Genomic DNA, 20,537 nt, shown 5'->3' on the forward strand with positions numbered 1-20,537 from the left:
ATGGGCTTTCGCCTTGCGGAAGAAGCGGAAGAGGACATTGTCGGCATAGCCGAAACGGGCATTCGCCTGTTTGGCTCAGCGCACGCTCGGCGCTACCATGATGAACTCTACGCCATTTTTGATCTGATTGCTGCCAATCCCCGTATGGCGCGCGAACGGCATGAAATTTCTCCTCCGATGTGCATTCATCCGTTCAAGGCCCATCTCGTCGTTTATACGATTGCGGAGGGCGATAATGTTCTCATTGTCCGTATTCGCCACGGACACGAAGATTGGTCCAGTCAGGTTTAAAATTTCACTCTGTTGGATGAAAATGCGAAGAATGGCGGACAGGGAGGGATTCGAACCCTCGGTACGCTTTCACGTACACACGCGTTCCAGGCGTGCGCCTTAAACCACTCGGCCACCTGTCCTTTGGCGTTCGCACCAGGAGAGGAGCAAATCGTCGGAACGGCGCGATATATACCGATGAATTTTTGCCGATCAACCCAAATCTAACAGTTTTTTGACTTCTTCGGATAAAACTCGCCTGCGCCCGTCCATTGTGCTTCACCCCATCGATGACTATGTAATTCTCAAGGCGGAGAATGGCGCGGGGTCCGCCGGAATTGTCCGGCATATCGAAGCGTCGGAGGAGTTGATGCGTTTCCTGTTGCGTCTGGCCAGTCTTGTCGCGCTTGCGGCGGCCGTTATTGCCGGGACCATCGATTCGATCCAGTCGGTTGCGGCATCCGCCGTTGTCATGACGCCGATGTCGGAGGCCTGGCAGGATGTGAGTCCGGACACGCTGACCTCGCTGCAATCTGCGCTTTCCTACTATATCCATCCCCGTTTCTACGCCTTTATCTTCCAGTGGCTGATGCTCCAGCCGGCCTTTGCCGTCTTTCTGGTGATCGCGCTGCTTCTCTGGATGATCGGCTATAAGAAGCCGCCGATCGCCGGTCGCTTCACTGCATAGGTGCTTGAGCCGTCGATCCGGCAAAAGACCGGGTGCATTTGCCCGTCCCCGGTTTCAGCAACGGCCAGCGGATCGGCTAAAAAATCCGCATCCCGGTCGGCGAGATGTCCAAAAATCCGCCCGGCAGAACTGATTTTCAGCAATTGCTGCAAATCTTTACCGCCTGAAAAATTTCTGGTGAATTTTTCCGTGAGCCATGCAAGGATGCGCGCAGCCAGGCCTCCGGGGGGAGGTCGGTGGTTCCGCAGACATGTCCGCAAAGGACTTGCGGGAGGACCCCTAACGAATAGCAACAACAGGGCTGCACAATGAAAAAATCCCTTCTCACTCTTATTGCCGTGGCTGCCATGTCGACGACGGCGCTGGCCGCCGATGTCAAGCCGGCGCTGGTTTACGGCACCGGCGGGAAGTTCGATAAGTCCTTCAACGAGGCAGCCTACAATGGCGCCGAGAAGTTCAAGGCCGAGACCGGCATTGCCTATCGCGACTTCGAGCCGACGGGCGACACCCAGGGCGAACAGGCCATCCGCAACTTCGCAAGCCGCGGCTTCAACCCCGTGGTCGCCGTTTCCTTCGCCTGGACTTCGGCCATTGAGAAGGTCGCAGCCGAATTCCCCGACACCAAGTTCATCATCGTCGACTCCGTCGTCGACAAGCCGAACGTCCGTTCGGTCGTCTACAAGGAAGAAGAAGGCTCCTATCTCGTCGGTATTCTCGCCGGCATGGCCTCCAAGACCGGTAAGGTCGGTTTCGTCGGCGGCATGGACATTCCGCTGATCCGCAAATTCGAATGCGGCTATGAGCAGGGCGCTCGCGCCGCCAAGGCCGACATCCAGGTTTTCCAGAACATGACCGGCACAACAGGTGCGGCCTGGAATGACCCGGTTCGCGGCGGCGAGCTCACCAAGAACCAGATCGACCAGGGCGCCGACGTCATTTACGCGGCAGCCGGCGCCACCGGCCTCGGCGTTCTGCAGACCGCCGCCGACAACAAGAAGCTGTCGATTGGCGTCGACTCCAACCAGAACCATCTGCATCCGGGCTCGGTGCTGACTTCGATGGTCAAGCGCGTCGACCTTGCCGTCTACAACGCCTTCACCGACACGAAGAACGACAAGTTCACCGGCGGCGTCCAGGCGCTCGGCGTCAAGGAAGATGGTGTCGGCGCCGCGATCGACGACAACAACAAGTCGCTGATCACGCCGGAAATGCAGGCTGCCGTTGACAAGGCCAAGGCCGATATCATCGCCGGAACTGTCAAGGTTCACGATTACACCTCGGACAATTCTTGCCCGAAGTGATCCGCGCCCTGATGTAATTGACGATTGAGATCGGGCGTATGGCGGAGGGGATTTTCGCCATACGCCCTTTTCTTATTTGGAGCCTGCTGTGACAGATAAGCCCGCTATCGAGCTTGTCGGCATCGATAAGAAATTCGGTGCCGTCCACGCCAACAAGGACATCAATCTCACCGTTGCCAAGGGCACGATCCACGGCATCATCGGCGAGAACGGCGCCGGCAAATCGACGCTGATGTCGATCATTTACGGTTTTTACCACGCGGACAGCGGCGAGATCCGCGTCAACGGCAAACCGGTCACCATCCGTGACAGCCAGGCGGCGATCGCAGCCGGCATCGGCATGGTGCACCAGCATTTCATGCTGGTCGATAATTTCACCGTGCTCGAGAATATCATGCTCGGCGCCGAAGGCGGCTCGCTGTTGGCCAGAGGCGTCGCATCGGCCCGTGCCGAGCTCAAGCGGCTGGAAACGGAATATGGGCTGGAAGTCGATCCCGATGCACTCATCGAAGAGCTGCCGGTCGGCCTGCAGCAGCGCGTCGAAATCCTGAAAGCCATGTATCGCGGCGCAGAGATCCTGATCCTCGACGAGCCGACGGGCGTGCTGACGCCGGCGGAGGCCGACCATCTTTTCCGCATCCTCAAGGTGCTGCGCGACCAGGGCAAGACGATCATCCTCATCACCCACAAGCTGCGCGAGATCATGGCGATCACCGATACCGTTTCGGTCATGCGCCGCGGCGAGATGGTCGCGACCCGCAAGACGGCGGAAACGACGGTTGAGGAGCTTGCCGAGCTGATGGTCGGCCGTCGCGTGCTGCTGCGCGTCCAGAAGGGTGAGGCGAACCCCGGCGCTCCGGTGCTCACGGTTCGCAACCTGACGGTCAAAGACAATCGCGGCGTCACCATGGTCGACAACGTCTCCTTCGATGTCCGCGCCGGCGAGATCGTCGGCATAGCCGGGGTTGCCGGCAACGGCCAGTCCGAATTGCTGGAGGCGATTGCCGGTATCCGCAAGCCCGCCTCCGGCGAAATCCTCCTCGACGGCCAGACGATCGACAAGGCCGATCCAGCCCGCCTGCGCGATCTCGGCCTCGCCCATATTCCCGAGGACCGCCACCATATGGGCCTGGTCCTGAAATTCGAGGAATATGAAAATTCCGTGCTCGGCTATCACCGCCGTCCGGGCTACAGCAAAGGTCCGCTGCTCGATCTCGAAGCGATCCGCAGGGATGCGATGGAGAAGATCGAAAAATACGACATCCGCCCGCCGAACCCGCGCCTGAAGACGGCGAATTTTTCCGGCGGCAATCAGCAGAAGATCGTCGTCGCCCGCGAAATCGAACGCGACCCGAAGATGCTGATCATCGGCCAGCCGACGCGCGGCGTCGATATCGGCGCCATCGAATTCATCCACCGCCGGATTATCGAAATGCGCGATGCTGGCAAGGCGATCCTGCTCGTCTCCGTCGAACTCGACGAAATCCGCGCCCTTTCGGACCGTATCCTTGTCATGTTTGCCGGCAACATCGTCGGCGAGAAGACGCCCGATGCCGGTGAACAGACCCTCGGCCTGATGATGGCCGGCATTGCCGCGTGAGGCCCTTATGAGCACTGCTTCCGTTCCGCTACCAAACTGGATCAACTACGGCCTGATCCCGCTTCTGAACCTCATCGTCGCCTTCCTGATCTCCGGCTTCGTCGTCTGGCTGATCGGCGAGAGCCCGCTTGCCGCCCTTTCCCTGCTTATCGAGGGTGCTTTTGGCAGCGGTGAAGGCATAGGCTTCACACTCTATTATGCGACCAGCTTCATCTTCACCGGCCTTTCCGTCGCGGTGGCGATCCATGCCGGTCTCTTCAACATCGGCTCCGAAGGCCAGGCCTATATCGGCGGCCTCGGCTGCGCACTGGTGGCGCTGGCGCTCGACAATTACGTACCCTGGTACGTGACGATGCCGGTCGCCATCGTCGGCGCCGGCATTTTCGGCGCAGCCTGGGCCTTCATTCCCGCTTTCCTCCAGGCCAAGCGCGGCAGCCACATCGTCATCACGACGATCATGTTCAACTATATCGCCGCCGCCCTCATGGTCTATCTGCTGGTGCACGTGCTGATCGTGCCGGGCAAGATGGCGCCGGAAACCCGCACCTTTCTCGAAGGCGGTCAGCTTCCCAAGCTCGGTTGGCTGATGACGATGTTCGGAGCCAAGCTCGGTGCCGCCCCGTTTAACGTCTCCTTCATCGTCGCCCTCTTTGCCGCCTGGTTTGTCTGGATCCTCATCTGGCGCACCAAGCTCGGCTTCGAGATGCGCACGCTGGGTGTAAGCTCGACAGCCGCCGACTATGCCGGCATTCCGTATGCGCGCATCGTCATCATCGCCATGCTGCTTTCCGGCGCGCTGGCCGGCATGATGGCGCTCAATCCGGTCATGGGCTCTTCCGCCCGTCTGCAGGTGGAGTTCGTCGGCGGCGCCGGCTTCGTCGGCATCGCGGTCTCGCTGATGGGCCGCAACCATCCGCTCGGCATCATCCTGGCGGCGATCCTCTTCGGCACGCTCTATCAGGGCGGTGACTGGATCTCTTTCGAAATGCCGAATATCACCCGTGAGATGATCCTCGTCATCCAGGGTCTGGTGATCCTCTTTGCCGGTGCGCTGGAATACATGTTCCGGCCAGCAATGGTGCACATCTACCAGCAGTTCAAGCCAGCCTGAGGAGCGGACGATGGATTACTACGAGATTTTCATCAACGTCCTGAGTTCGACGGTCCGGCTCTCCATCCCGCTGATCTTCACGGCACTCGCCGGCCTGTTTTCCGAGCGCGCGGGCGTTTTCGATATCGGCCTCGAAGGCAAGATGCTGGGCTCGGCCTTCGCCGCTGCCTGTGTGGCCTATCTCACCGGCTCGGCCTGGCTGGGGCTCGGCGCCGGCATCGTCTGCTCGGTGGCGCTGAGCCTGGTGCACGGCTTCGCCTCGATCACCAACCGCGGCAATCAGATCGTTTCGGGCGTGGCGATCAATTTCTTCATCGCCGGCATCACCATCGTCCTCGGCCAGGCCTGGTTCGGCCAGGGCGGCCGCACGCCGCAGCTGCCGCCGGATGCGCGCTTCGCGCCGATCATTCTGCCGGGCGCCGATGCCATGCGTGACGTGCCGATCATCGGCCCGCTCTACGCCAATGTCATATCGGGCAACAATATCCTCACCTATCTCGCCTTCCTCGCCGTGCCCTTCTCCTGGTGGGTGCTTTACCGCACCCGCTTCGGCCTGCGCCTTCGCGCCGTCGGCGAAAATCCGGGTGCGGTCGACACTGCGGGCATCTCGGTCGCCTGGCTACGCTACCGCGCCGTCATGTGCGCCGGCATCCTCTGCGGCTTTGCCGGCACCTATCTGGCGATCGCCCAGTCCGCCGCCTTCATCAAGGACATGTCGGCCGGCAAGGGCTATATCGCGCTCGCTGCTCTGGTTTTCGCCAAGTGGAAGCCGGTGCCTGTCATGTTCGCCTGTCTGCTCTTCGGCTTCCTCGATGCGCTGGCGAATTTCATGCAGGGCAAGCAGGTGCCGCTGATCGGCGCAGTGCCGGTCCAGGTCTTTCAGGCGCTGCCCTATGTCCTCACCTGCATCCTGCTTGCCGGCTTCATCGGCGTCGCAATCCCGCCGAAGGCCGGCGGCGTGCCCTATACGAAGGAACGTTGATCATGTCCCACGACCTGTTCGAAGCCGCGCGCGGCGCCATGGCCTTTGCCCATGCGCCCTATTCGAAATTTCCCGTCGGCGCGGCGATCCGGGCTGAGGACGGCAAGGTCTACACCGGCGCCAACATCGAAAACCTCTCCTTTCCGCAAGGCTGGTGCGCCGAGCCGACGGCAATCAGCGCCATGATCATGGGCGGGGCGAAGAAGATCGTCGAAATGGCTGTCATCGCCGAGAAGCTGCCGCTCTGCCCGCCCTGCGGCGGCTGCCGCCAGAAGATCTCCGAATTCGCTTCCAAGGACACGAAGATCTACCTTTGCGACGAGGCCGGCGTGCAGAAGACCATGACGATGGAAGAGCTTCTTCCCTTCAGCTTCGAGACGGAACTCGGATGAAGGCGACGGTCGAACTGCTCGCCGCATTGCTCGGCACTATCAAACCGCGCCATGGCATCGTGCTCGGCTCCGGTCTCGGCTCCCTGGTTGGCCAGTTGGACGGCGCCGTGCGTATTCCCTATCGCGACCTGCCGGGCTTTCCCGTCAGTGCCGTCTCCGGCCATGCGGGCGAAGTCGTTGCCGGCCGGCTCGGCGGCGCTCCTGTCATCATGCTTTCCGGCCGCGTGCATTATTATGAGAAGGGCGATGCCAATGCCATGCGCCTGCCGATCGAGGTGTTGCAGGCGCTCGGCGTCGAGGCGCTGATCCTGACCAATTCGGCAGGATCGCTGCGCGAGGACATGCCGCCGGGTTCGGTGATGCAGATCACCGATCATATCAACTATTCCGGCATGAACCCGCTGATCGGCGAGGAAAGCGATCACCGTTTCGTCGGCATGACCAACGCCTATGATGCCGGCCTTGCTAGCGCGATGCGGAAGGCTGCGGCAAAGCTCAAGATCGAGCTGGCGCAGGGTGTCTATATGTGGTTCTCCGGTCCAAGCTTCGAAACGCCGGCCGAAATCCGCATGGCGCGCATCCTTGGCGCCGATGCCGTCGGCATGTCGACGGTGCCGGAGGTCATCATCGCAAGAATGCTGGGCCTGAGGGTTGCCGCAGCCTCGGTTATCACCAACTATGGGGCGGGCATGACCGGCAATGAGCTCAGCCACGAAGAAACCAAGGACATGGCGCCTGTCGGTGGCGCCCGTCTCGCCGCCATACTGAAAGAGATGATTGCGGCCAGAACAGGATGATTTTAGGCCGGGTCGGCCTAAAATCTGAATCCTGTTCTACACTAATAGCGAGAGCATGATGTTGTCCGAAAACCGCTCATACTTTTCGGCATCATGCTCTAGAGGAAGTGAAGATGAATAGCCATTCCATCCGGGAAACGGCGGCGGTCGCCCTTTCCCTTCTCGATCTCACCAATCTGAAGGACGATTGCACCGAGGCGCAGATCGAAGCGCTCTGCGCCCGCGCGCAGACGCCCTATGGCAATAGCGCTGCGATCTGCATCTGGCCGCGCTTCGTCGCCCAGGCCCGCAATATCCTCGGCACCGGCCATGCCGTACGGATCGCCACCGTCGTCAATTTCCCGGCGGGCGAGATGGAGGTGGCCGATGTCGCCGCCGAAACCCGCGAGGCGATTGCCGACGGCGCCGACGAGATCGATCTGGTCATCCCCTACCGCACGTTCATATCAGGCAACGAGAAGGCGGTGACCGATATGGTCAAGGCGGTGCGCGCCGAATGCGTCGGCCCCGTTCTGCTGAAGGTCATCATCGAGACCGGCGAATTGAAAGAGGCGGCATTGATCCGCCGCGCCTCCGAACTTGCCATCGAAGCCGGCGCGGATTTCATCAAGACCTCCACCGGCAAGGTCGCCGTCAATGCGACGCTCGAAGCCGCCGACATCATGATCCGGGCCATTCGCGAAAGCGGACGCAAGGTCGGCTTCAAGCCGGCCGGCGGCATCGGCTCGGTGGCCGATGCGGGCCTCTATCTCAGCCTTGCCGAAACCATCATGGCGCCGGATTGGGCGATGCCCTCGACCTTCCGCTTCGGTGCTTCCGGCCTGCTCGACGACATATTGGCGGTTCTAGGCGGAGCGCAGCCGGCATCGGCGGCGGCGTCGGGCTATTGAGATGATCCCGCAGGAGCTCATCCGGCGCAAGCGCGACGGCGGCGAACTTGACGCTGCCGATATCCGGTCCTTCATCGATGCGCTTGCCGCCGGTCGATTGTCCGAAGGCCAGATCGGCGCCTTCGCCATGGCTGTCTGGTTCAAGGGCATGTCGCGCGAGGAGATCGTGGCCTTGACCCTGGCGATGGCCGATTCCGGCGATCGGCTGCAATGGGCCGGTATCGACCGCCCCATCGCCGACAAACATTCGACCGGAGGCGTTGGCGACAACGTCTCGCTGATGCTGGCGCCGATTGCCGCCGCCTGCGGCCTTGCCGTTCCGATGATATCGGGCCGCGGCCTCGGCCATACCGGCGGCACGCTCGATAAGCTCGAATCCATTCCCGGCTATATGATTACCCCGGATGCGGATCTGTTTCACCAAGTGGTCAAACAGGCAGGATGCGCCATCATCGGTCAGACCGGCGCCTTGGCGCCTGCCGACGGCAGGCTCTATGCCGTGCGCGATGTGACCGCCACCGTGGATTCCATTCCCTTGATCACGGCCTCCATCCTCTCTAAAAAACTTGCCGCCGGTCTTCAGACGCTGGTGCTCGATGTCAAGGTCGGCAACGGCGCCTTCATGGCTGAGCGCGATCAGGCGGAAATTCTGGCACGGTCGCTGGTCGAGGTGGCGAATGGCGCGGGCGTGAAGACTTCGGCACTGATCACCGACATGAACGAGCCGCTCGCCGATAGCGCCGGCAACGCCGTCGAGATGCGCAGCTGCCTGGATTTCCTGGCCGGCAGGAAGGGGAATACGCGGCTCGATACTGTCATTCTTGCCTTCGCCGCCGAGATGCTGGAGAAATCGGGCATTGCCGCTTCGCCTGATGAAGGCGAGGCAATGGCGCGCCGGGCTCTGTCGTCGGGAAAAGCGGCCGAGGTTTTTGCGCGCATGGTATCCATGCTCGGCGGCCCGGCCGATCTCATCGAAAACCCGGACAAATACCTGGCCCGAGCGCCGGTCGAAAGGCCTGTCGCAGCTAGCCGGTCCGGCTGGCTTGCCGCCTGCGACGCCCGCGGCATCGGTGTCAGCGTCATCGATCTCGGCGGCGGACGGCGTCACCCCGCGGATCGGATCGATCACCGCGTCGGTTTCTCCGAACTGCTGCCGCTCGGCACCCGCGTGAATGCCGGCGAGCCGATCGCCATCGTTCACGCCGCCGACGAAGCCGCGGCGGAGAGGGCAGTCGCAGCACTTGCCGCGCACTACAGCATCAGCGAGGACGAGCCGGCGCTGAACCCCGTCATTGCGGGTCGTATCTGACGCTATCTATTGCTTGAGGCTGAGCGAGCCGTCGGCGACGGAATAGGAGGCGAGCTTCTTCAGGAAGCTCATGCCGACCAGCGTCGTCGTCAGCGCTTCATCCCTAAGGACGAAGGCTTCGACATCCCGGACGCGGATGCCGCCGATTTCGATCCGGTCGAGTGTCACATGCGCGGCTTTGGTCTGGCCGTTTGCGGTGTTTACGCCATAGCGGAAATCGAGCTGGTGGGCTGTGAAGCCCATCCGGCGCGCCAGCGTCTCGTTGAGCGCGACATAGGTGGCGCCGGTATCGATCAGGCCTTGCACCGGCTTGCCGTTGATCTTGAAACTGCCGGTATAGTGGCCCTGCGCATCTGCCTGCAGGCGGATCACATTGCTGCCGGAGACGGGTGCGGCGGCTGCGGGCATGCCGCTTTCGCTCGAGATGTAATTGGCGGAAAGAGTGTCGGCGGGCTGTTGGCCGGTGCCGGCGAAGAAGGACGGCACCTGTGTGGCGAGCACCGCGGCGATGCTGGCGAATATGACGGTACGCACGAGCATGAAACAGAAATCCTTCCTGTATAAACCCCGCTTCATGCGGGGCCTCATGCTTCCAGATTGCTAAGCCGCAAGTGCTGATAAGTTGCTAATATCGGCAGGAAAACGGCCCGGGGCGAACCGCCGGGCCGTTAAACTCTTTCGATTTGGTAAAGGAAGGCTGAAATTACTTGGTGCCGTACATGCGGTCGCCGGCGTCGCCGAGGCCGGGCACGATATAGCCCTTCTCGTTGAGGTGGCTGTCGATCGCTGCAGTGAAGACGGGAACGTCGGGATGCGCCGCTCGGAAATTTTTGATGCCTTCCGGGGCGGCAAGCAGGCAGAGGAAGCGGATATTGTGGGCGCCGCGCTCCTTGAGCTTGTCGATCGCCGCGATCGAGGAGTTGCCGGTCGCCAGCATCGGATCGACGACGATGATCAGGCGCTCGGCCACATCTTCCGGCGCTTTGAAATAATATTCGACCGGCTGCAGCGTTTCGTGGTCGCGATAGACGCCGATATGAGAGACGCGGGCGGAAGGCACGAGATCGAGCATGCCTTCAAGCAGGCCATTGCCGGCACGCAGGATCGAGGCGAAGACCAGCTTCTTGCCTTCGAGGATCGGCGATTCGATGGTCTGCAGCGGCGTCTCGATCGTTTCCATCGTCAGCTCGAGGTCGCGGGTGACCTCGTAACAGAGCAGGGTGGAGATTTCGCGCAGCAGGCGCCGGAAACTTCCCGTCGATGTCTCCTTGCGCCGCATGATGGTGAGCTTGTGTTGCACAAGCGGATGATCGATGACCGTGACGCCGTCCATGGGGAAGCCTTTCATTCTTTCTATCGCATGTTTCTTTCACGGAAATTGGCCCGACCGCAAGAGTGCAGCCGAATTTGCGCCGGTCTTCCCCAACCTCCGGAGCCTTTCCCGTTTAGGAAGGTTCTGGCCTCAAAGGCGGGCGAGCAGCGCCTTCCGCGTCTCTCCGTCGACGAAGGCCGCTTCGATTGCGGTGCGCGTCATGGCGTCGATCTCCGCATCGCCGAAGCCGAAAACCTCAGCGGCAAGCGCATACTCGCGCTCGAGCGACGTATGGAAGAAAGGCGGATCATCAGAGCTGATCGTCACCTGCACCCCCGCTCCCTTCAACCGGCGCAGCGGGTGCGAAGCGAAATCGGGAAAGACCCGCAGTGCGATATTGGAGCCAGGGCAGACCTCAAGCACGGTGCCGAGATCGGCAAGCCGCTTTACCAGGTCGAGATCCTCGATGGCGCGCACGCCATGGCCGATGCGCGCGGGGCGCACCGCGTCGAGCGCATCGGCGACGCTGAAGGCGCCGCAAACCTCGCCGGCATGGATGGTGAGCCCCAGGCCGGCATCGCGGGCGATATCGAAGGCTCTGATATAATCAGCGACGCGGCCCATGCGCTCTTCGCCGGCCAAGTTGAAGCCTGTTATCAATGGATTGCCGGCCTTGGCCGCATATTCCGCCGCACCGATCACGCTCTCCGGGCCGAAATGCCGCTCGCCAGTGACGATCAGCCGGGCCTCGATGCCGCTCTTCTCCTTGGCGCGCCGGATGCCCTCGCAGACACCCGCTATATAGGCATCGGCGCCGAGCCCGATGCGCTTGCCGTGATCGGGCGACACGATGAGTTCGCTGTAGATCGTGTTGATGGCGGCCAGTTCATCGAGATAGGTTTCGGTCAGAAGCGCATAGTCTTCCTCAGTCTTGTAGACCTCAGAAACCGTGTCGTAGCATTCCAGGAAACTTGCGAAGTCATGCCAGACATAGGCGCCGTCGCGAAGCGCCCCGCTGATGTCGATGTCGTATTTCCGCGCCTGCGCCTCGGTCAAAGCTGGCGGCGCCGCGCCCTCCAGATGGCAGTGCAGCTCGACCTTCTTCAAATGTGATGTCACAGAAAACTCCTTCCGTGCGGCCCGGCCGGAATGCCGAGATGGCGCGCAATGCTTTCGCCGATATCGGCATAGGTGCGGCGTATGCCGATCGAACGCGAGCGGATGCCGGGGCCGTAGGCTATAACAGGCACGCGTTCGCGCGTATGGTCCGTGCCGCGCCAGGTCGGATCACAGCCATGATCGGCGGTGAGCACGACGAGGTCGCCGGGCTTCAGCTTCTTGTGCACTTCCGGCAGGCGCGCATCGAAGGCTTCGAGGGCTGCGGCATAGCCCGGCACATCACGGCGATGGCCGTAATTCATGTCGAAATCGACGAAATTGGTGAAGACGAGATCGCCGTCGTTCGCCGCGTCGATCGCCGACAGCGACGCATCCATGAGCGCCTCGTTGCCTGTCGCCTTGATGACGCGCGAAATTCCCTGATGGGCGAAGATATCGCCGATCTTCCCGACGGCATGCACGTGCCGGCTGTTCTGGAGCAGCCTGTCCAGCAATGTCGGTTCCTGCGGCAGCACCGAGAAGTCGCGCCGGTTTCCGGTGCGCTGGAAGGTGGACGCCGACTGGCCGATGAAGGGCCGGGCGATGACGCGGCCAATATTGTAGGGATCGACGATGCCACGGGCGATACGGCAGAAGGTGAGCAGGCGTTCGAGACCGAAGTGTGCTTCGTGGGCGGCGACTTGGAAGACTGAATCCGAAGAGGTATAGCAGATCGGCTTGCCGGTGCGGATATGCTCTTCGCCGAGGCGGGCGATGATTTCGGTTCCGGAAGCATGGCAGTTGCCGAGAATGCCGGGGACATCGCCGTCTCTGCACAGGGCCTCTATCAGTTCCGGCGGGAAGGCGTCGCCTTCCGTTGGGAAATATCCCCAATCGAAATTGACCGGGGTTCCCGCGATCTCCCAATGGCCCGAGGGCGTGTCCTTGCCGCGGGAGATTTCGTTGGCGGCGCCATAAACGCCGTAGACCTTTTCCGGAAGAGACATGCCGGCCGGAAACTGACCGGAGGCCGCGCGCGCAATATGCATCAGCCCAAGCTCGGACATATTCGGCAGGCGAAGCGGTCCGCTGCGCAGCCCAGCGCGATCGCCGGCTCCGGCGGCGCAGAATTCGGCGATATGGCCGAGCGTATCGGCGCCTTCGTCGCCATAGGCGGCCGCATCCGGCGCGCCGCCGACGCCGAAGGAATCCAGAACGAAAAGAAAGGCACGCGCCATTTTACCCCCGAAAGGACCGATCGCCGACCTCCGGATGTCGGAAGCGGTTGCGGCCCAGGCATATAATGCCGCGCCCGGCTTGGCAAATTCGAGATGGGGGAGGTCAGCAGTCGCCGCAAGGGATCGAATCGCCCTGTCGCTGGCGGTAGAAATAGCTGCGGCTGATGTTGATCGTGCGCACTCCATCCGGCATGAAATTCGGCGCGAACAGGAACATCGTATAGGGAATGCTGAGTTCGCTACGGACGAGGAAGCTGTTGGCTGTCTTCATGTCCGAGGGTATGTCGCTGACCGCGGCATTCTTGGCATACGGCACGCTCCCGTCCTGCGCCCAGGACCAGAGCACCGTGGCATTGGCGCTGGCGTCGACAGTAATCCCGGTGATCTTCAGCGACAGCGAGGACGAGTTGTAGGGCACGAAGATCGCGGTTGCGACCGACCGCATCTCTGCAAGCGTGCTCTTCGTGACGGATTGCTGCTGGGTGACAAGATCGGCGATCGAACCGGCGGCACGGGTCGCGCGCTTGGAGACGCTGAGGCCGATCGTGATCTCGAAAGCGCCGATATAGAGCATGACCAGCACGGGAAAGAGGATCGCAAACTCGATCGCGCCGGCGCCCTGGCGCTCTCGGATCAGCCGCCGCGCCGTCAGTGCCAGTCTGGTGAACGGGTTGCGCAATGCCATTATGGATACTGCTCGTTCTGGAAGGCCGCGGTCGCGATGATCAGATATTGTGTCGGCATCGAACCGTCGGAGGGGCGGATCGTCGTGATGTAAGGCCGGACCAGATCCGTGATGATTTCCCAGCGATAGTAGGCGCGCAGCATGTTGATCGTGCCGGCGCCGCCGGGCGAATATTTGATCGCCGCCGTGTTGATGTCGGAATATCTGTCGGTGGAGAGCTTGGGAATCGTCGTCGGAATGGCCGAGAAGGCGGCGAAGGTCTGCACATCCAGGTAGAGCTTGCTCGGCGTCGCCGCCTCGGTCGCCGAGCAGCTGATCAGGATTGAGATCTCGCCGCAGAAGGCCTGCCGGAATTGCGTCTGGGTCATATCGGTCGTACGACCGAGATTGTAGGTGATCTGTCCGGTCCGCATCCGCCGGCTCATCGTATCGACGGCATTGGAGACGAGTTCTTCGGCGGCGAAGGCGATGAAGGTTTCGAGGATCGCGAAGATCACGACGAAATAAGGGATGGCAAGCAGGGCGAATTCGATCGCCGCCGCGCCGTCGCGCGAGCGGGCGGCAGCGCGAAACTGGGAGAAACGGAACGGCGCGAAGGCGCGCTGCTCATCCGTCTTCTGATCAACTACCGTCATTGCCTGGACCCGAGCGACATCTGCCTGCCACACTAGGGTCCGTTCGTTGATTTTCCGTTTCAGTCCGATACGACGATTTTAACGAATACGAAGATCCGAGCCGGGCCGATCAGGGGGACGTGGTGCCGCCGGCCGCTTGCTGCGCGTGCTGCTCGCAGTTCGGCGTGCACGACAGCACGGAGCGCTCCGTCTGGCGGTAGACGCGCACCGTGTTGCCCTCGTCGATCGAGACCAGGATGCGCTCGTCGAGGATGGCGTTGCCGTCGGCGTCCAGCAGAACGAGATTGGTGGTGCCGAAGCTGCGTCCTGTCAGCACGATCGTCTTGGCATCGGCGACGGTCGCGTCGGCGACCTTGGCATTGCCGACGATCACCTTGCTGACGGGGCGGTCGAGTTTCAACACCCGCGCGTGATCCATATAGACACGCAGCATGTCATCGTCTGCGGCCGCGGAAATTCCCGAAACACCGAAAACGGCGATCATGCCGGCAAAGAAAACGGTTTTGCCGTTCGATGACATTTGGTCCTCTTTCATGATCACAGCGCAATAGGCGCATAGAATGGAAAAAAATGGTGAATGAAGCTTTAAGCTCACCATGGTGTTTCGAGGTGAGGCAGGATGACCCGATTTGGCACGCGCTCCGGGCGGAACACGTTCCAATTGGATGCGGCGCCTAGGCTATTACAGATGAAACCCGTCGTTAATCCAGGAGTATCGTTAAATATTGAGCGAAATTAATCACGTAATACTTACCCTACAGCAGCTTCTTATTGCCTTCACACCTGGTTAACTCTTTTTCTTAAGCCGATGGAAACGCCCATTCACTAGATTGCGGTCATCCGATCAACGGCAACAGTTGGCGGACGTGCTGAACATCAACTGGAGTTAGGAGTAACCATGACCAAGCTTTTTAGCCGTTTTCTGAAGGACGAATCCGGCGCGACCGCAATCGAATACGGCCTGATCGCCGCTCTCATTTCCGTGGCGCTCATCACCGGCGCAACGAGCCTGGGCACCAATATTGGCAACACGTTCACCTCCTTGAGCACCAAGATGGGCAACGCGGCCACTACGGCGGCCAAGTAAGCGAGGTGCCGCGAGGCGGCATCTCCCTGATTCTGGCCGGATCTGCTCTGGCTGGTCTATTGAGCGGGCTCACGCGCTGCACGCCGTGAGCCTTTTCGTATTGCACGATGATCGGGTATACGCATGATCGCAGCTGCAGTCTTTGTCATTCTGCCACTCTGCCTCGCCATGGCGGCCTTCTCGGATCTGTTCACCATGACCATTCCGAACCGCGTTTCCCTGATCCTTATCGTCTCCTTCCTCGTGCTGGCGCCCTTCTCGGGCTTTGGCCTGCAGGCAATCGGCATGCATCTTGCCGCTGCCGCTATCGTGCTTGCCGCCTGTTTTACGCTTTTTGCATTCAATGTGATGGGCGGTGGAGACGCCAAGCTGTTGAGCGCCACCGCGCTCTGGTTCGGCCTGAACCAGTCGCTTGCCCTGCTGATGGTCGATGTCGCCATGATCGGCGGTCTCATCACCTTGCTCATCCTGCTGGTGAGAACCCAGTCGAACACCATTCTCGCCATCGGCCTGCCGGTTCCGAACTCGCTGCTGCTCGCCAAGAAGATCCCTTACGGCATTGCAATCGCGATCGGCGGCTTTATGGCCTTCCCATCCTCGCCGATCTTCATCGCCACGTTGGAAAGCCTGAAAATAACGGGATTTTAAATGCCCGTTAACTTAAAATGTAAGCGTTCCATTAACCATAATTATACCAATTGCTGAGCATTCTGCAGGGCGAACATATCGTGCCTTGAGGAATGATCGATGAAACCGGCCCGCCTTATAATTCTCGCTGTCGCCGTGGTGGCAGCCGGCCTCGCCGGCCTCCTGGCAATGCGGATGGCCGGCAGCGGTGGTGTCGTCACCCAGGTGCAGTCGGTCATCGAGAAGGAACCCACCGTCAACGTCCTCGTCTCCAGCGGCAACCTGGCGGTCGGCCAAAGGCTGGAAGAGGGCTCGGTGCACTGGATGGCCTGGCCGCAGGGCGGCGTCGTCCCGGGCCTCATCACCGAAGCCGAAAAGCCCGATGCGATCAAGGACCTGCAGGGCGCCGTCGTGCGCCTGCCGATCTTCGAAGGTGAGCCGATCCGGCCGGAAAAAGTCGCCGATTCCAGCAGCCGCATCCTGTCATCGCTGTTGCCGGCCGGCAAACGCGCCGTTGCGACCGAGATATCCGTGGCAACCGGCGCAGGCGGCTTCATCCTGCCGAACGACCGCGTCGACGTCATCATGGTCCGCAAGGGCACCGAGGCTAACAAGCTCATCACCGAGACGGTGCTCAGCAATGTCCGTGTTCTCGCCATCGACCAGCAGATCCACGAAAAGGACGATGGCTCGAAGGCGGTCGTGGGAACGACCGCGACGCTCGAGCTCACGCCCGATCAGACGAAGGTTCTGGCCGTCGCACAACAGATGGCCGACCGGCTATCGCTCGCGCTGCGCTCGGTCGCCGATGCGCAGGAGCAGGACACCAGCGCCGCCGACTATCTGCTGAGCGGCGACAACGGCAGTGCGATCATTCAGGTCATCAAGTCGGGCTCCATCGTAACGGATGCCGGCGCAGCGCCGAAGCCGGAGTAAAGGGACGTGCAAATGGGCAATTCAACGCGGCGCGCCAAGCTTCTCCTGACAGGCAGCCTTTCGCTTGCGATCAGCGTCACCGGCATGGCGCCGGCCTCTTTCGGGCCGCTTCTCACCGTCGATGAGGCGCGTGCCGATTCTGGAAACCTTATCCGCATCGCGCAGACCGGCCCCGACGCTCACCGTCGCCTGAAGCTCGGACTGAACAAGGCTGTCGTCGTCGATCTGCCGGAGGATGCCCATGATATTCTCGTATCGGATCCGAGCATGGCCGATGCCGTAACCCGGACGTCGCGACGCATCTATCTATTCGGCAAGAAGGTCGGCCAGACGAATATTTTTGTCTTCGGCGCCGGCGGGCAGGAGATCATCAACCTCGATATTGAGATCGAACGCGACGTCTCCGGTCTCGAAGCCAATCTCCGCCGCTTCATTCCCGATTCCGCCATCAACGTCGAAATCGTCTCCGACAACATCGTCCTGACCGGCACCGTGCGCACCCCGCAGGACGCCACGCAGGCCGCCGATCTGGCCCAGGTCTTCCTGAAGGGCGGCGAGGCGACGACGAGAACGGAGACGGCGTCCGGCACCGGCGGCGACAGCGCGGTGGCGCTCTTTGCCGAAGGCCGGCAGACCTCCCAGGTCGTTAATCTGCTGAAGATCGAGGGTGAGGACCAGGTCACCCTCAAGGTGACGATCGCTGAGGTCCGTCGTGAGGTGCTGAAGCAGCTCGGCTTCGACAACCTGGTTTCCAACTCCTCCGGCATGACGGTTGCCCAGCTCGGCACTCCTAGCGCCGACAGCGCGACGGCAACGGTTGGCGGCGGCCTGGCGGCTCTCTTCAAGAGCTCGATCGGCAAATACGATATCTCCACCTACCTGAACGCGCTGGAACAGGCCAAGGTGGTCAGGACGCTCGCCGAGCCGACATTGACGGCAATCTCGGGTCAGGCGGCGACATTCAATTCCGGTGGTCAGCAGCTCTATTCGACGACCGACAATGACGGCAACGTTACTGTCGTTCCCTTTAATTACGGTATCAACCTCGCCTTCAAGCCGGTCGTGCTGTCGTCGGGCCGCATCAGCCTGGAGATCAAGACGAACGTCTCCGAGCCGGTCGCCGGCAGCGGCAACGCCACCTATCAGCGCCGTTCGGCCGAGACCTCGGTGGAGCTGCCCTCGGGCGGCTCTATCGCGCTCGCCGGCCTCATCCGCGACAATGTCTCCCAGACGATGGGCGGCACACCCGGCGTCTCCAAGATCCCGCTGCTCGGAACGCTGTTCCGTCAGAAGGGCTTCGAGCGTCAGGAAACCGAACTTGTCATCATCGCAACGCCCTATCTGGTGCGTCCGGTGGCGCGCAATCAGCTGAACCGGCCGGATGACAATTTCAGTCCCGAGAACGACGGTGCAACCTTCTTCCTCAACCGTGTCAACAAGGTCTATGGCCGCCGCGAGGCGCCCGTCGCCGATGCGCAGTTCCACGGCTCGATCGGGTTTATCTACAAATGAGTGGAGAGGCATCGGCAGCAATGGCACAGAACAGAGATCAGGCGATGGCCTTCATGAATTCGACGACACCCCGGCTCGCAATCTCCAAGGCGCTTTACCTCACGGCCGCCGTTTCGATGGCGATCCTTTCCGGATGCGCCGGTCCGCACGACCAGCTGACGACCGGCGGCATTCCGGATGATTACCGTGCCCGGCATCCGATTATCGTCACCGAGGCCGAGCAGACGGTGGATATTCCTGTTGCTTCCACCGATCGGCGCCTGACCATCGCCCAGCGCGATCTCATCCGCGGCTTTGCCGCAAACTATATCTCCCGTGCCTCCGGTCCGGTATACGTATTGTCGCCGGAAGGCTCGCCGAATTCGGCGGCCGCCTATCAGTTGCGCAAGCAGGTCCGCGCGGAGTTGGCGTCGAGAGGGATCGCGAGCTCGAAAATCATCAATACTTCCTATGCCGCTGCCGGCGCCGGCGATGCGGCGCCGATCCGCCTGAGCTTCACCGGCACGACCGCGATCACCACGCAGTGCGGTCAGTGGCCGAAGGACATCTCGAACGATTTCGCCAATCAGAATTACTATAATTTCGGCTGCGCCTCGCAAAACAACCTCGCCGCCCAGGTCGCCAATCCGGAGGATCTGGTGGCACCTCGCGGCATGACGCCGATCGACGCGCAGCGGCGCAACAACGCGATCCAGGAATACCGAACGACGACATCGACGATCGAGGATGTCGGCGGCAGCGACAGCAGCTTCTGAGGCGAGACGGGACGATGAGCGCCATCGAGTACGAAATCAAGAACCCCAGCGAGCTTCGTCATGCCGAAGAGGCTGTGCGCATGGCTGATCTGGAGGCCATGCGGCCGCTGCCGCGTATTTCCGTCCACGCCTTCTGCGAGAGCGAGACCCTGCAGCAGGTCATGGAACGCTGCGCCAATGACCGGCGCATGGCGAAGGTGAGCCTGCGCATCACCAGCGGCGGCATTGCCGCTGCCGCCAATATGTTTTCCGGCGCGCCGACTCCGAACCTCATTATCCTCGAGACCAAGGCGAATGTCGGAAGCCTCCTTGCCGAACTCGCTCCGCTCGCCGCGGTCTGCGATCCGACCACCAAGGTCGTCATCGTCGGCTATTACAACGATATCGGACTGTATCGCGAACTGATCCGCAACGGCATTTCGGAATATATGGTCCAGCCCGTCGCCATGCCCGATATCCTTGCCGCGATGGCCTCGATCTTCGTCGATCCGGAAGCCGAGCCGCTCGGCCGCAGCATCGCCTTCATCGGCTCGAAGGGCGGCACCGGAGCCTCGACCATCGCCCATAATTGCGCTTTCGGCATTTCCAATCTTTTCTCCACCGAGACGATCCTCGCCGACCTCGACCTCCCCTATGGCACGGCGAATATCGACTTCGACCAGGATCCGGCCCAGGGCATCGCCGAAGCGGTCTTCGCGCCCGACCGTCTCGACGAGGTCTTCCTCGACCGCCTGCTGACGAAATGCTCCGAGCATCTGTCGCTGCTCGCCGCACCCTCGCTGCTCGACCGGGCGTATGACTTCGACGGCCAGGCTTTCCAGCCGGTGCTCGACGTCTTGCAGCGCAGCGCCCCCGTTACCGTGCTCGACGTTCCGCATGCATGGTCGGAATGGACCCGCTCGGTGCTGGCGAGCGTTGACGAGGTGGTCATCACGGCGGTTCCCGATCTTGCCAATCTGCGCAACACCAAAAACATGCTGGATGCGCTGCGCAAGATGCGGCCGAATGACAAGCCGCCGCATCTTATCCTCAATCAGGTCGGCATGCCGAAACGTCCCGAGATCTCGCCATCGGATTTCTGTGAGCCGTTGGAGATCGATCCGATCGCGATCATCTCCTTCGACATCAATCTCTTCGGCAACGCCGCCAACAGCGGCCGGATGATTTCGGAAGTCGATCCCAGGTCGCCGACGGCGGAAACCTTTTCGCAGATATCGCACATCGTCACCGGCCGAGCCGCGATCAGGAAGGCGAAGAAGGGAGGCCTGCTAGGCCTTCTGAAGCGCAAATAGACGATTAGAACGAGCAGATT

24 protein-coding genes and 1 tRNA gene are annotated in these 20,537 nt (G+C 61.3%); 16 read left to right on the forward strand and 9 right to left on the reverse strand.

The annotated features are described in order from the left end of the window. Window positions 1-291: a type II toxin-antitoxin system RelE/ParE family toxin gene (locus N2597_RS21200; protein WP_077995049.1), complete on the forward strand. Its 291-nt coding sequence runs from the start codon at window positions 1-3 to the stop codon at window positions 289-291. A 32-nt stretch (window positions 292-323) separates the two neighbouring features. On the opposite strand, the gene N2597_RS21205 is transcribed toward N2597_RS21200, so the two are convergent. Then, a tRNA-Ser gene (locus N2597_RS21205) sits at window positions 324-413 on the reverse strand. Window positions 414-640: 227 nt separating this feature from the next. On the opposite strand from N2597_RS21205, the gene N2597_RS21210 reads away from it, so the two are divergent. Next, complete coding sequence (locus tag N2597_RS21210; protein ID WP_038686170.1) at window positions 641-958, forward strand: hypothetical protein; 318 nt, start codon at window positions 641-643, stop codon at window positions 956-958. Here N2597_RS21210 and N2597_RS21215 read toward each other — a convergent pair. Next, window positions 919-1,110, reverse strand: coding sequence for a hypothetical protein (locus tag N2597_RS21215; RefSeq protein ID WP_125864864.1), 192 nt, complete (start codon window positions 1,108-1,110; stop codon window positions 919-921). The two genes, N2597_RS21210 and N2597_RS21215, sit on opposite strands and share 40 nt — an antisense overlap. 156 nt (window positions 1,111-1,266) lie before the next feature. Between N2597_RS21215 and N2597_RS21220 the strand changes: the two genes are divergently transcribed. From N2597_RS21220 to deoA, 8 genes are all read left to right on the forward strand, one after another. Next, entirely contained in the window at window positions 1,267-2,259 is a 993-nt protein-coding gene (locus tag N2597_RS21220) for a BMP family lipoprotein (protein ID WP_077995048.1), read from the forward strand. 88 nt (window positions 2,260-2,347) lie between these two features. Next, the gene (locus N2597_RS21225) at window positions 2,348-3,859 is read left to right on the forward strand and encodes an ABC transporter ATP-binding protein (RefSeq protein WP_039617281.1); all 1,512 of its coding nucleotides are present in this window, start codon (window positions 2,348-2,350) and stop codon (window positions 3,857-3,859) included. Window positions 3,860-3,866: 7 nt separating this feature from the next. Further along, window positions 3,867-4,970: an ABC transporter permease gene (locus N2597_RS21230; protein WP_038686176.1), complete on the forward strand. Its 1,104-nt coding sequence runs from the start codon at window positions 3,867-3,869 to the stop codon at window positions 4,968-4,970. 10 nt (window positions 4,971-4,980) lie between these two features. Beyond that, window positions 4,981-5,952: an ABC transporter permease gene (locus N2597_RS21235; protein WP_077995046.1), complete on the forward strand. Its 972-nt coding sequence runs from the start codon at window positions 4,981-4,983 to the stop codon at window positions 5,950-5,952. Window positions 5,953-5,954: 2 nt separating this feature from the next. Next, on the forward strand, window positions 5,955-6,344 hold the full coding sequence (locus tag N2597_RS21240; protein ID WP_003589240.1) for a cytidine deaminase: 390 nt from the start codon (window positions 5,955-5,957) through the stop codon (window positions 6,342-6,344). Beyond that, window positions 6,341-7,141: a purine-nucleoside phosphorylase gene (locus N2597_RS21245; protein WP_183598682.1), complete on the forward strand. Its 801-nt coding sequence runs from the start codon at window positions 6,341-6,343 to the stop codon at window positions 7,139-7,141. The genes N2597_RS21240 and N2597_RS21245 overlap by 4 nt, the downstream gene beginning before the upstream one ends. 113 nt (window positions 7,142-7,254) lie before the next feature. Then, window positions 7,255-8,031 carry a deoxyribose-phosphate aldolase gene (deoC, locus tag N2597_RS21250; protein WP_038686183.1) on the forward strand — a complete coding sequence of 259 codons (777 nt, stop codon included), beginning with the start codon at window positions 7,255-7,257 and terminating at the stop codon, window positions 8,029-8,031. A 1-nt stretch (window position 8,032) separates the two neighbouring features. Further along, a complete protein-coding gene (gene deoA / locus N2597_RS21255; protein WP_183598684.1) occupies window positions 8,033-9,340 on the forward strand; it encodes a thymidine phosphorylase in 1,308 nt (435 codons plus the stop codon). Between the two features lie 6 nt (window positions 9,341-9,346). Here deoA and N2597_RS21260 read toward each other — a convergent pair whose 3' ends face one another. The 7 genes from N2597_RS21260 to N2597_RS21290 form a co-directional block, all read right to left on the reverse strand. Then, on the reverse strand, window positions 9,347-9,916 hold the full coding sequence (locus N2597_RS21260; protein ID WP_096770079.1) for a retropepsin-like aspartic protease family protein: 570 nt from the start codon (window positions 9,914-9,916) through the stop codon (window positions 9,347-9,349). A gap of 127 nt (window positions 9,917-10,043) precedes the next feature. After that, a complete protein-coding gene (gene upp, locus N2597_RS21265; RefSeq protein ID WP_096763439.1) occupies window positions 10,044-10,673 on the reverse strand; it encodes a uracil phosphoribosyltransferase in 630 nt (209 codons plus the stop codon). A gap of 129 nt (window positions 10,674-10,802) precedes the next feature. After that, window positions 10,803-11,771 (reverse strand): adenosine deaminase, encoded by a 969-nt coding sequence (locus N2597_RS21270; protein ID WP_183598686.1) that lies wholly within the window; start codon window positions 11,769-11,771, stop codon window positions 10,803-10,805. Beyond that, window positions 11,768-12,988 (reverse strand): phosphopentomutase, encoded by a 1,221-nt coding sequence (locus N2597_RS21275; protein ID WP_183598688.1) that lies wholly within the window; start codon window positions 12,986-12,988, stop codon window positions 11,768-11,770. Before N2597_RS21275 ends, N2597_RS21270 begins: the two co-directional genes overlap by 4 nt. A 103-nt stretch (window positions 12,989-13,091) precedes the next feature. Next, a complete protein-coding gene (locus N2597_RS21280; protein ID WP_183598690.1) occupies window positions 13,092-13,673 on the reverse strand; it encodes a TadE/TadG family type IV pilus assembly protein in 582 nt (193 codons plus the stop codon). After that, window positions 13,673-14,308: a TadE/TadG family type IV pilus assembly protein gene (locus N2597_RS21285; protein ID WP_077995099.1), complete on the reverse strand. Its 636-nt coding sequence runs from the start codon at window positions 14,306-14,308 to the stop codon at window positions 13,673-13,675. The genes N2597_RS21280 and N2597_RS21285 overlap by 1 nt, the downstream gene beginning before the upstream one ends. A 109-nt stretch (window positions 14,309-14,417) precedes the next feature. Next, entirely contained in the window at window positions 14,418-14,828 is a 411-nt protein-coding gene (locus N2597_RS21290) for a pilus assembly protein N-terminal domain-containing protein (RefSeq protein ID WP_096770075.1), read from the reverse strand. A gap of 378 nt (window positions 14,829-15,206) precedes the next feature. Here N2597_RS21290 and N2597_RS21295 point away from each other — a divergent pair, with 378 nt between their 5' ends. The 6 genes from N2597_RS21295 to N2597_RS21320 all read left to right on the forward strand — a co-directional run bounded on the left by N2597_RS21295 (window position 15,207) and on the right by N2597_RS21320 (window position 20,517). Then, window positions 15,207-15,395 (forward strand): Flp family type IVb pilin, encoded by a 189-nt coding sequence (locus N2597_RS21295; RefSeq protein WP_038686199.1) that lies wholly within the window; start codon window positions 15,207-15,209, stop codon window positions 15,393-15,395. Between the two features lie 123 nt (window positions 15,396-15,518). Continuing rightward, complete coding sequence (locus N2597_RS21300; protein WP_183598692.1) at window positions 15,519-16,043, forward strand: A24 family peptidase; 525 nt, start codon at window positions 15,519-15,521, stop codon at window positions 16,041-16,043. A gap of 99 nt (window positions 16,044-16,142) precedes the next feature. Then, on the forward strand, window positions 16,143-16,958 hold the full coding sequence (gene cpaB, locus N2597_RS21305) for a Flp pilus assembly protein CpaB (protein ID WP_183598694.1): 816 nt from the start codon (window positions 16,143-16,145) through the stop codon (window positions 16,956-16,958). Between the two features lie 12 nt (window positions 16,959-16,970). Then, complete coding sequence (locus N2597_RS21310; RefSeq protein WP_077995036.1) at window positions 16,971-18,470, forward strand: type II and III secretion system protein family protein; 1,500 nt, start codon at window positions 16,971-16,973, stop codon at window positions 18,468-18,470. Continuing rightward, entirely contained in the window at window positions 18,467-19,225 is a 759-nt protein-coding gene (locus N2597_RS21315) for a CpaD family pilus assembly protein (protein WP_038686206.1), read from the forward strand. Before N2597_RS21310 ends, N2597_RS21315 begins: the two co-directional genes overlap by 4 nt. Before the next feature lie 14 nt (window positions 19,226-19,239). Beyond that, window positions 19,240-20,517, forward strand: a complete 1,278-nt coding sequence (locus N2597_RS21320) for a CpaE/TadZ family protein (RefSeq protein WP_077995035.1) — start codon at window positions 19,240-19,242, stop codon at window positions 20,515-20,517. Window positions 20,518-20,537: the final 20 nt, after the last annotated feature.

The sequence above is a fragment of the Rhizobium sophoriradicis genome, assembly GCF_025200795.1.
Lineage (GTDB): Bacteria > Pseudomonadota > Alphaproteobacteria > Rhizobiales > Rhizobiaceae > Rhizobium > Rhizobium sophoriradicis.

Coding starts and splice junctions, on each gene's coding strand:
- N2597_RS21200 (WP_077995049.1), top strand. CDS start 1: ATGGGCTTTCGCCTTGCGGAAGAAGCGGAAGAGGACATTGTCGGCATA.
- N2597_RS21210 (WP_038686170.1), top strand. CDS start 641: ATGCGTTTCCTGTTGCGTCTGGCCAGTCTTGTCGCGCTTGCGGCGGCC.
- N2597_RS21220 (WP_077995048.1), top strand. CDS start 1,267: ATGAAAAAATCCCTTCTCACTCTTATTGCCGTGGCTGCCATGTCGACG.
- N2597_RS21230 (WP_038686176.1), top strand. CDS start 3,867: ATGAGCACTGCTTCCGTTCCGCTACCAAACTGGATCAACTACGGCCTG.
- N2597_RS21235 (WP_077995046.1), top strand. CDS start 4,981: ATGGATTACTACGAGATTTTCATCAACGTCCTGAGTTCGACGGTCCGG.
- N2597_RS21240 (WP_003589240.1), top strand. CDS start 5,955: ATGTCCCACGACCTGTTCGAAGCCGCGCGCGGCGCCATGGCCTTTGCC.
- N2597_RS21245 (WP_183598682.1), top strand. CDS start 6,341: ATGAAGGCGACGGTCGAACTGCTCGCCGCATTGCTCGGCACTATCAAA.
- deoC (WP_038686183.1), top strand. CDS start 7,255: ATGAATAGCCATTCCATCCGGGAAACGGCGGCGGTCGCCCTTTCCCTT.
- deoA (WP_183598684.1), top strand. CDS start 8,033: ATGATCCCGCAGGAGCTCATCCGGCGCAAGCGCGACGGCGGCGAACTT.
- N2597_RS21260 (WP_096770079.1), bottom strand. CDS start 9,916: ATGAAGCGGGGTTTATACAGGAAGGATTTCTGTTTCATGCTCGTGCGT.
- upp (WP_096763439.1), bottom strand. CDS start 10,673: ATGGACGGCGTCACGGTCATCGATCATCCGCTTGTGCAACACAAGCTC.
- N2597_RS21275 (WP_183598688.1), bottom strand. CDS start 12,988: ATGGCGCGTGCCTTTCTTTTCGTTCTGGATTCCTTCGGCGTCGGCGGC.
- N2597_RS21280 (WP_183598690.1), bottom strand. CDS start 13,673: ATGGCATTGCGCAACCCGTTCACCAGACTGGCACTGACGGCGCGGCGG.
- N2597_RS21285 (WP_077995099.1), bottom strand. CDS start 14,308: ATGACGGTAGTTGATCAGAAGACGGATGAGCAGCGCGCCTTCGCGCCG.
- N2597_RS21290 (WP_096770075.1), bottom strand. CDS start 14,828: ATGTCATCGAACGGCAAAACCGTTTTCTTTGCCGGCATGATCGCCGTT.
- N2597_RS21295 (WP_038686199.1), top strand. CDS start 15,207: ATGACCAAGCTTTTTAGCCGTTTTCTGAAGGACGAATCCGGCGCGACC.
- N2597_RS21300 (WP_183598692.1), top strand. CDS start 15,519: ATGATCGCAGCTGCAGTCTTTGTCATTCTGCCACTCTGCCTCGCCATG.
- cpaB (WP_183598694.1), top strand. CDS start 16,143: ATGAAACCGGCCCGCCTTATAATTCTCGCTGTCGCCGTGGTGGCAGCC.
- N2597_RS21310 (WP_077995036.1), top strand. CDS start 16,971: ATGGGCAATTCAACGCGGCGCGCCAAGCTTCTCCTGACAGGCAGCCTT.
- N2597_RS21315 (WP_038686206.1), top strand. CDS start 18,467: ATGAGTGGAGAGGCATCGGCAGCAATGGCACAGAACAGAGATCAGGCG.
- N2597_RS21320 (WP_077995035.1), top strand. CDS start 19,240: ATGAGCGCCATCGAGTACGAAATCAAGAACCCCAGCGAGCTTCGTCAT.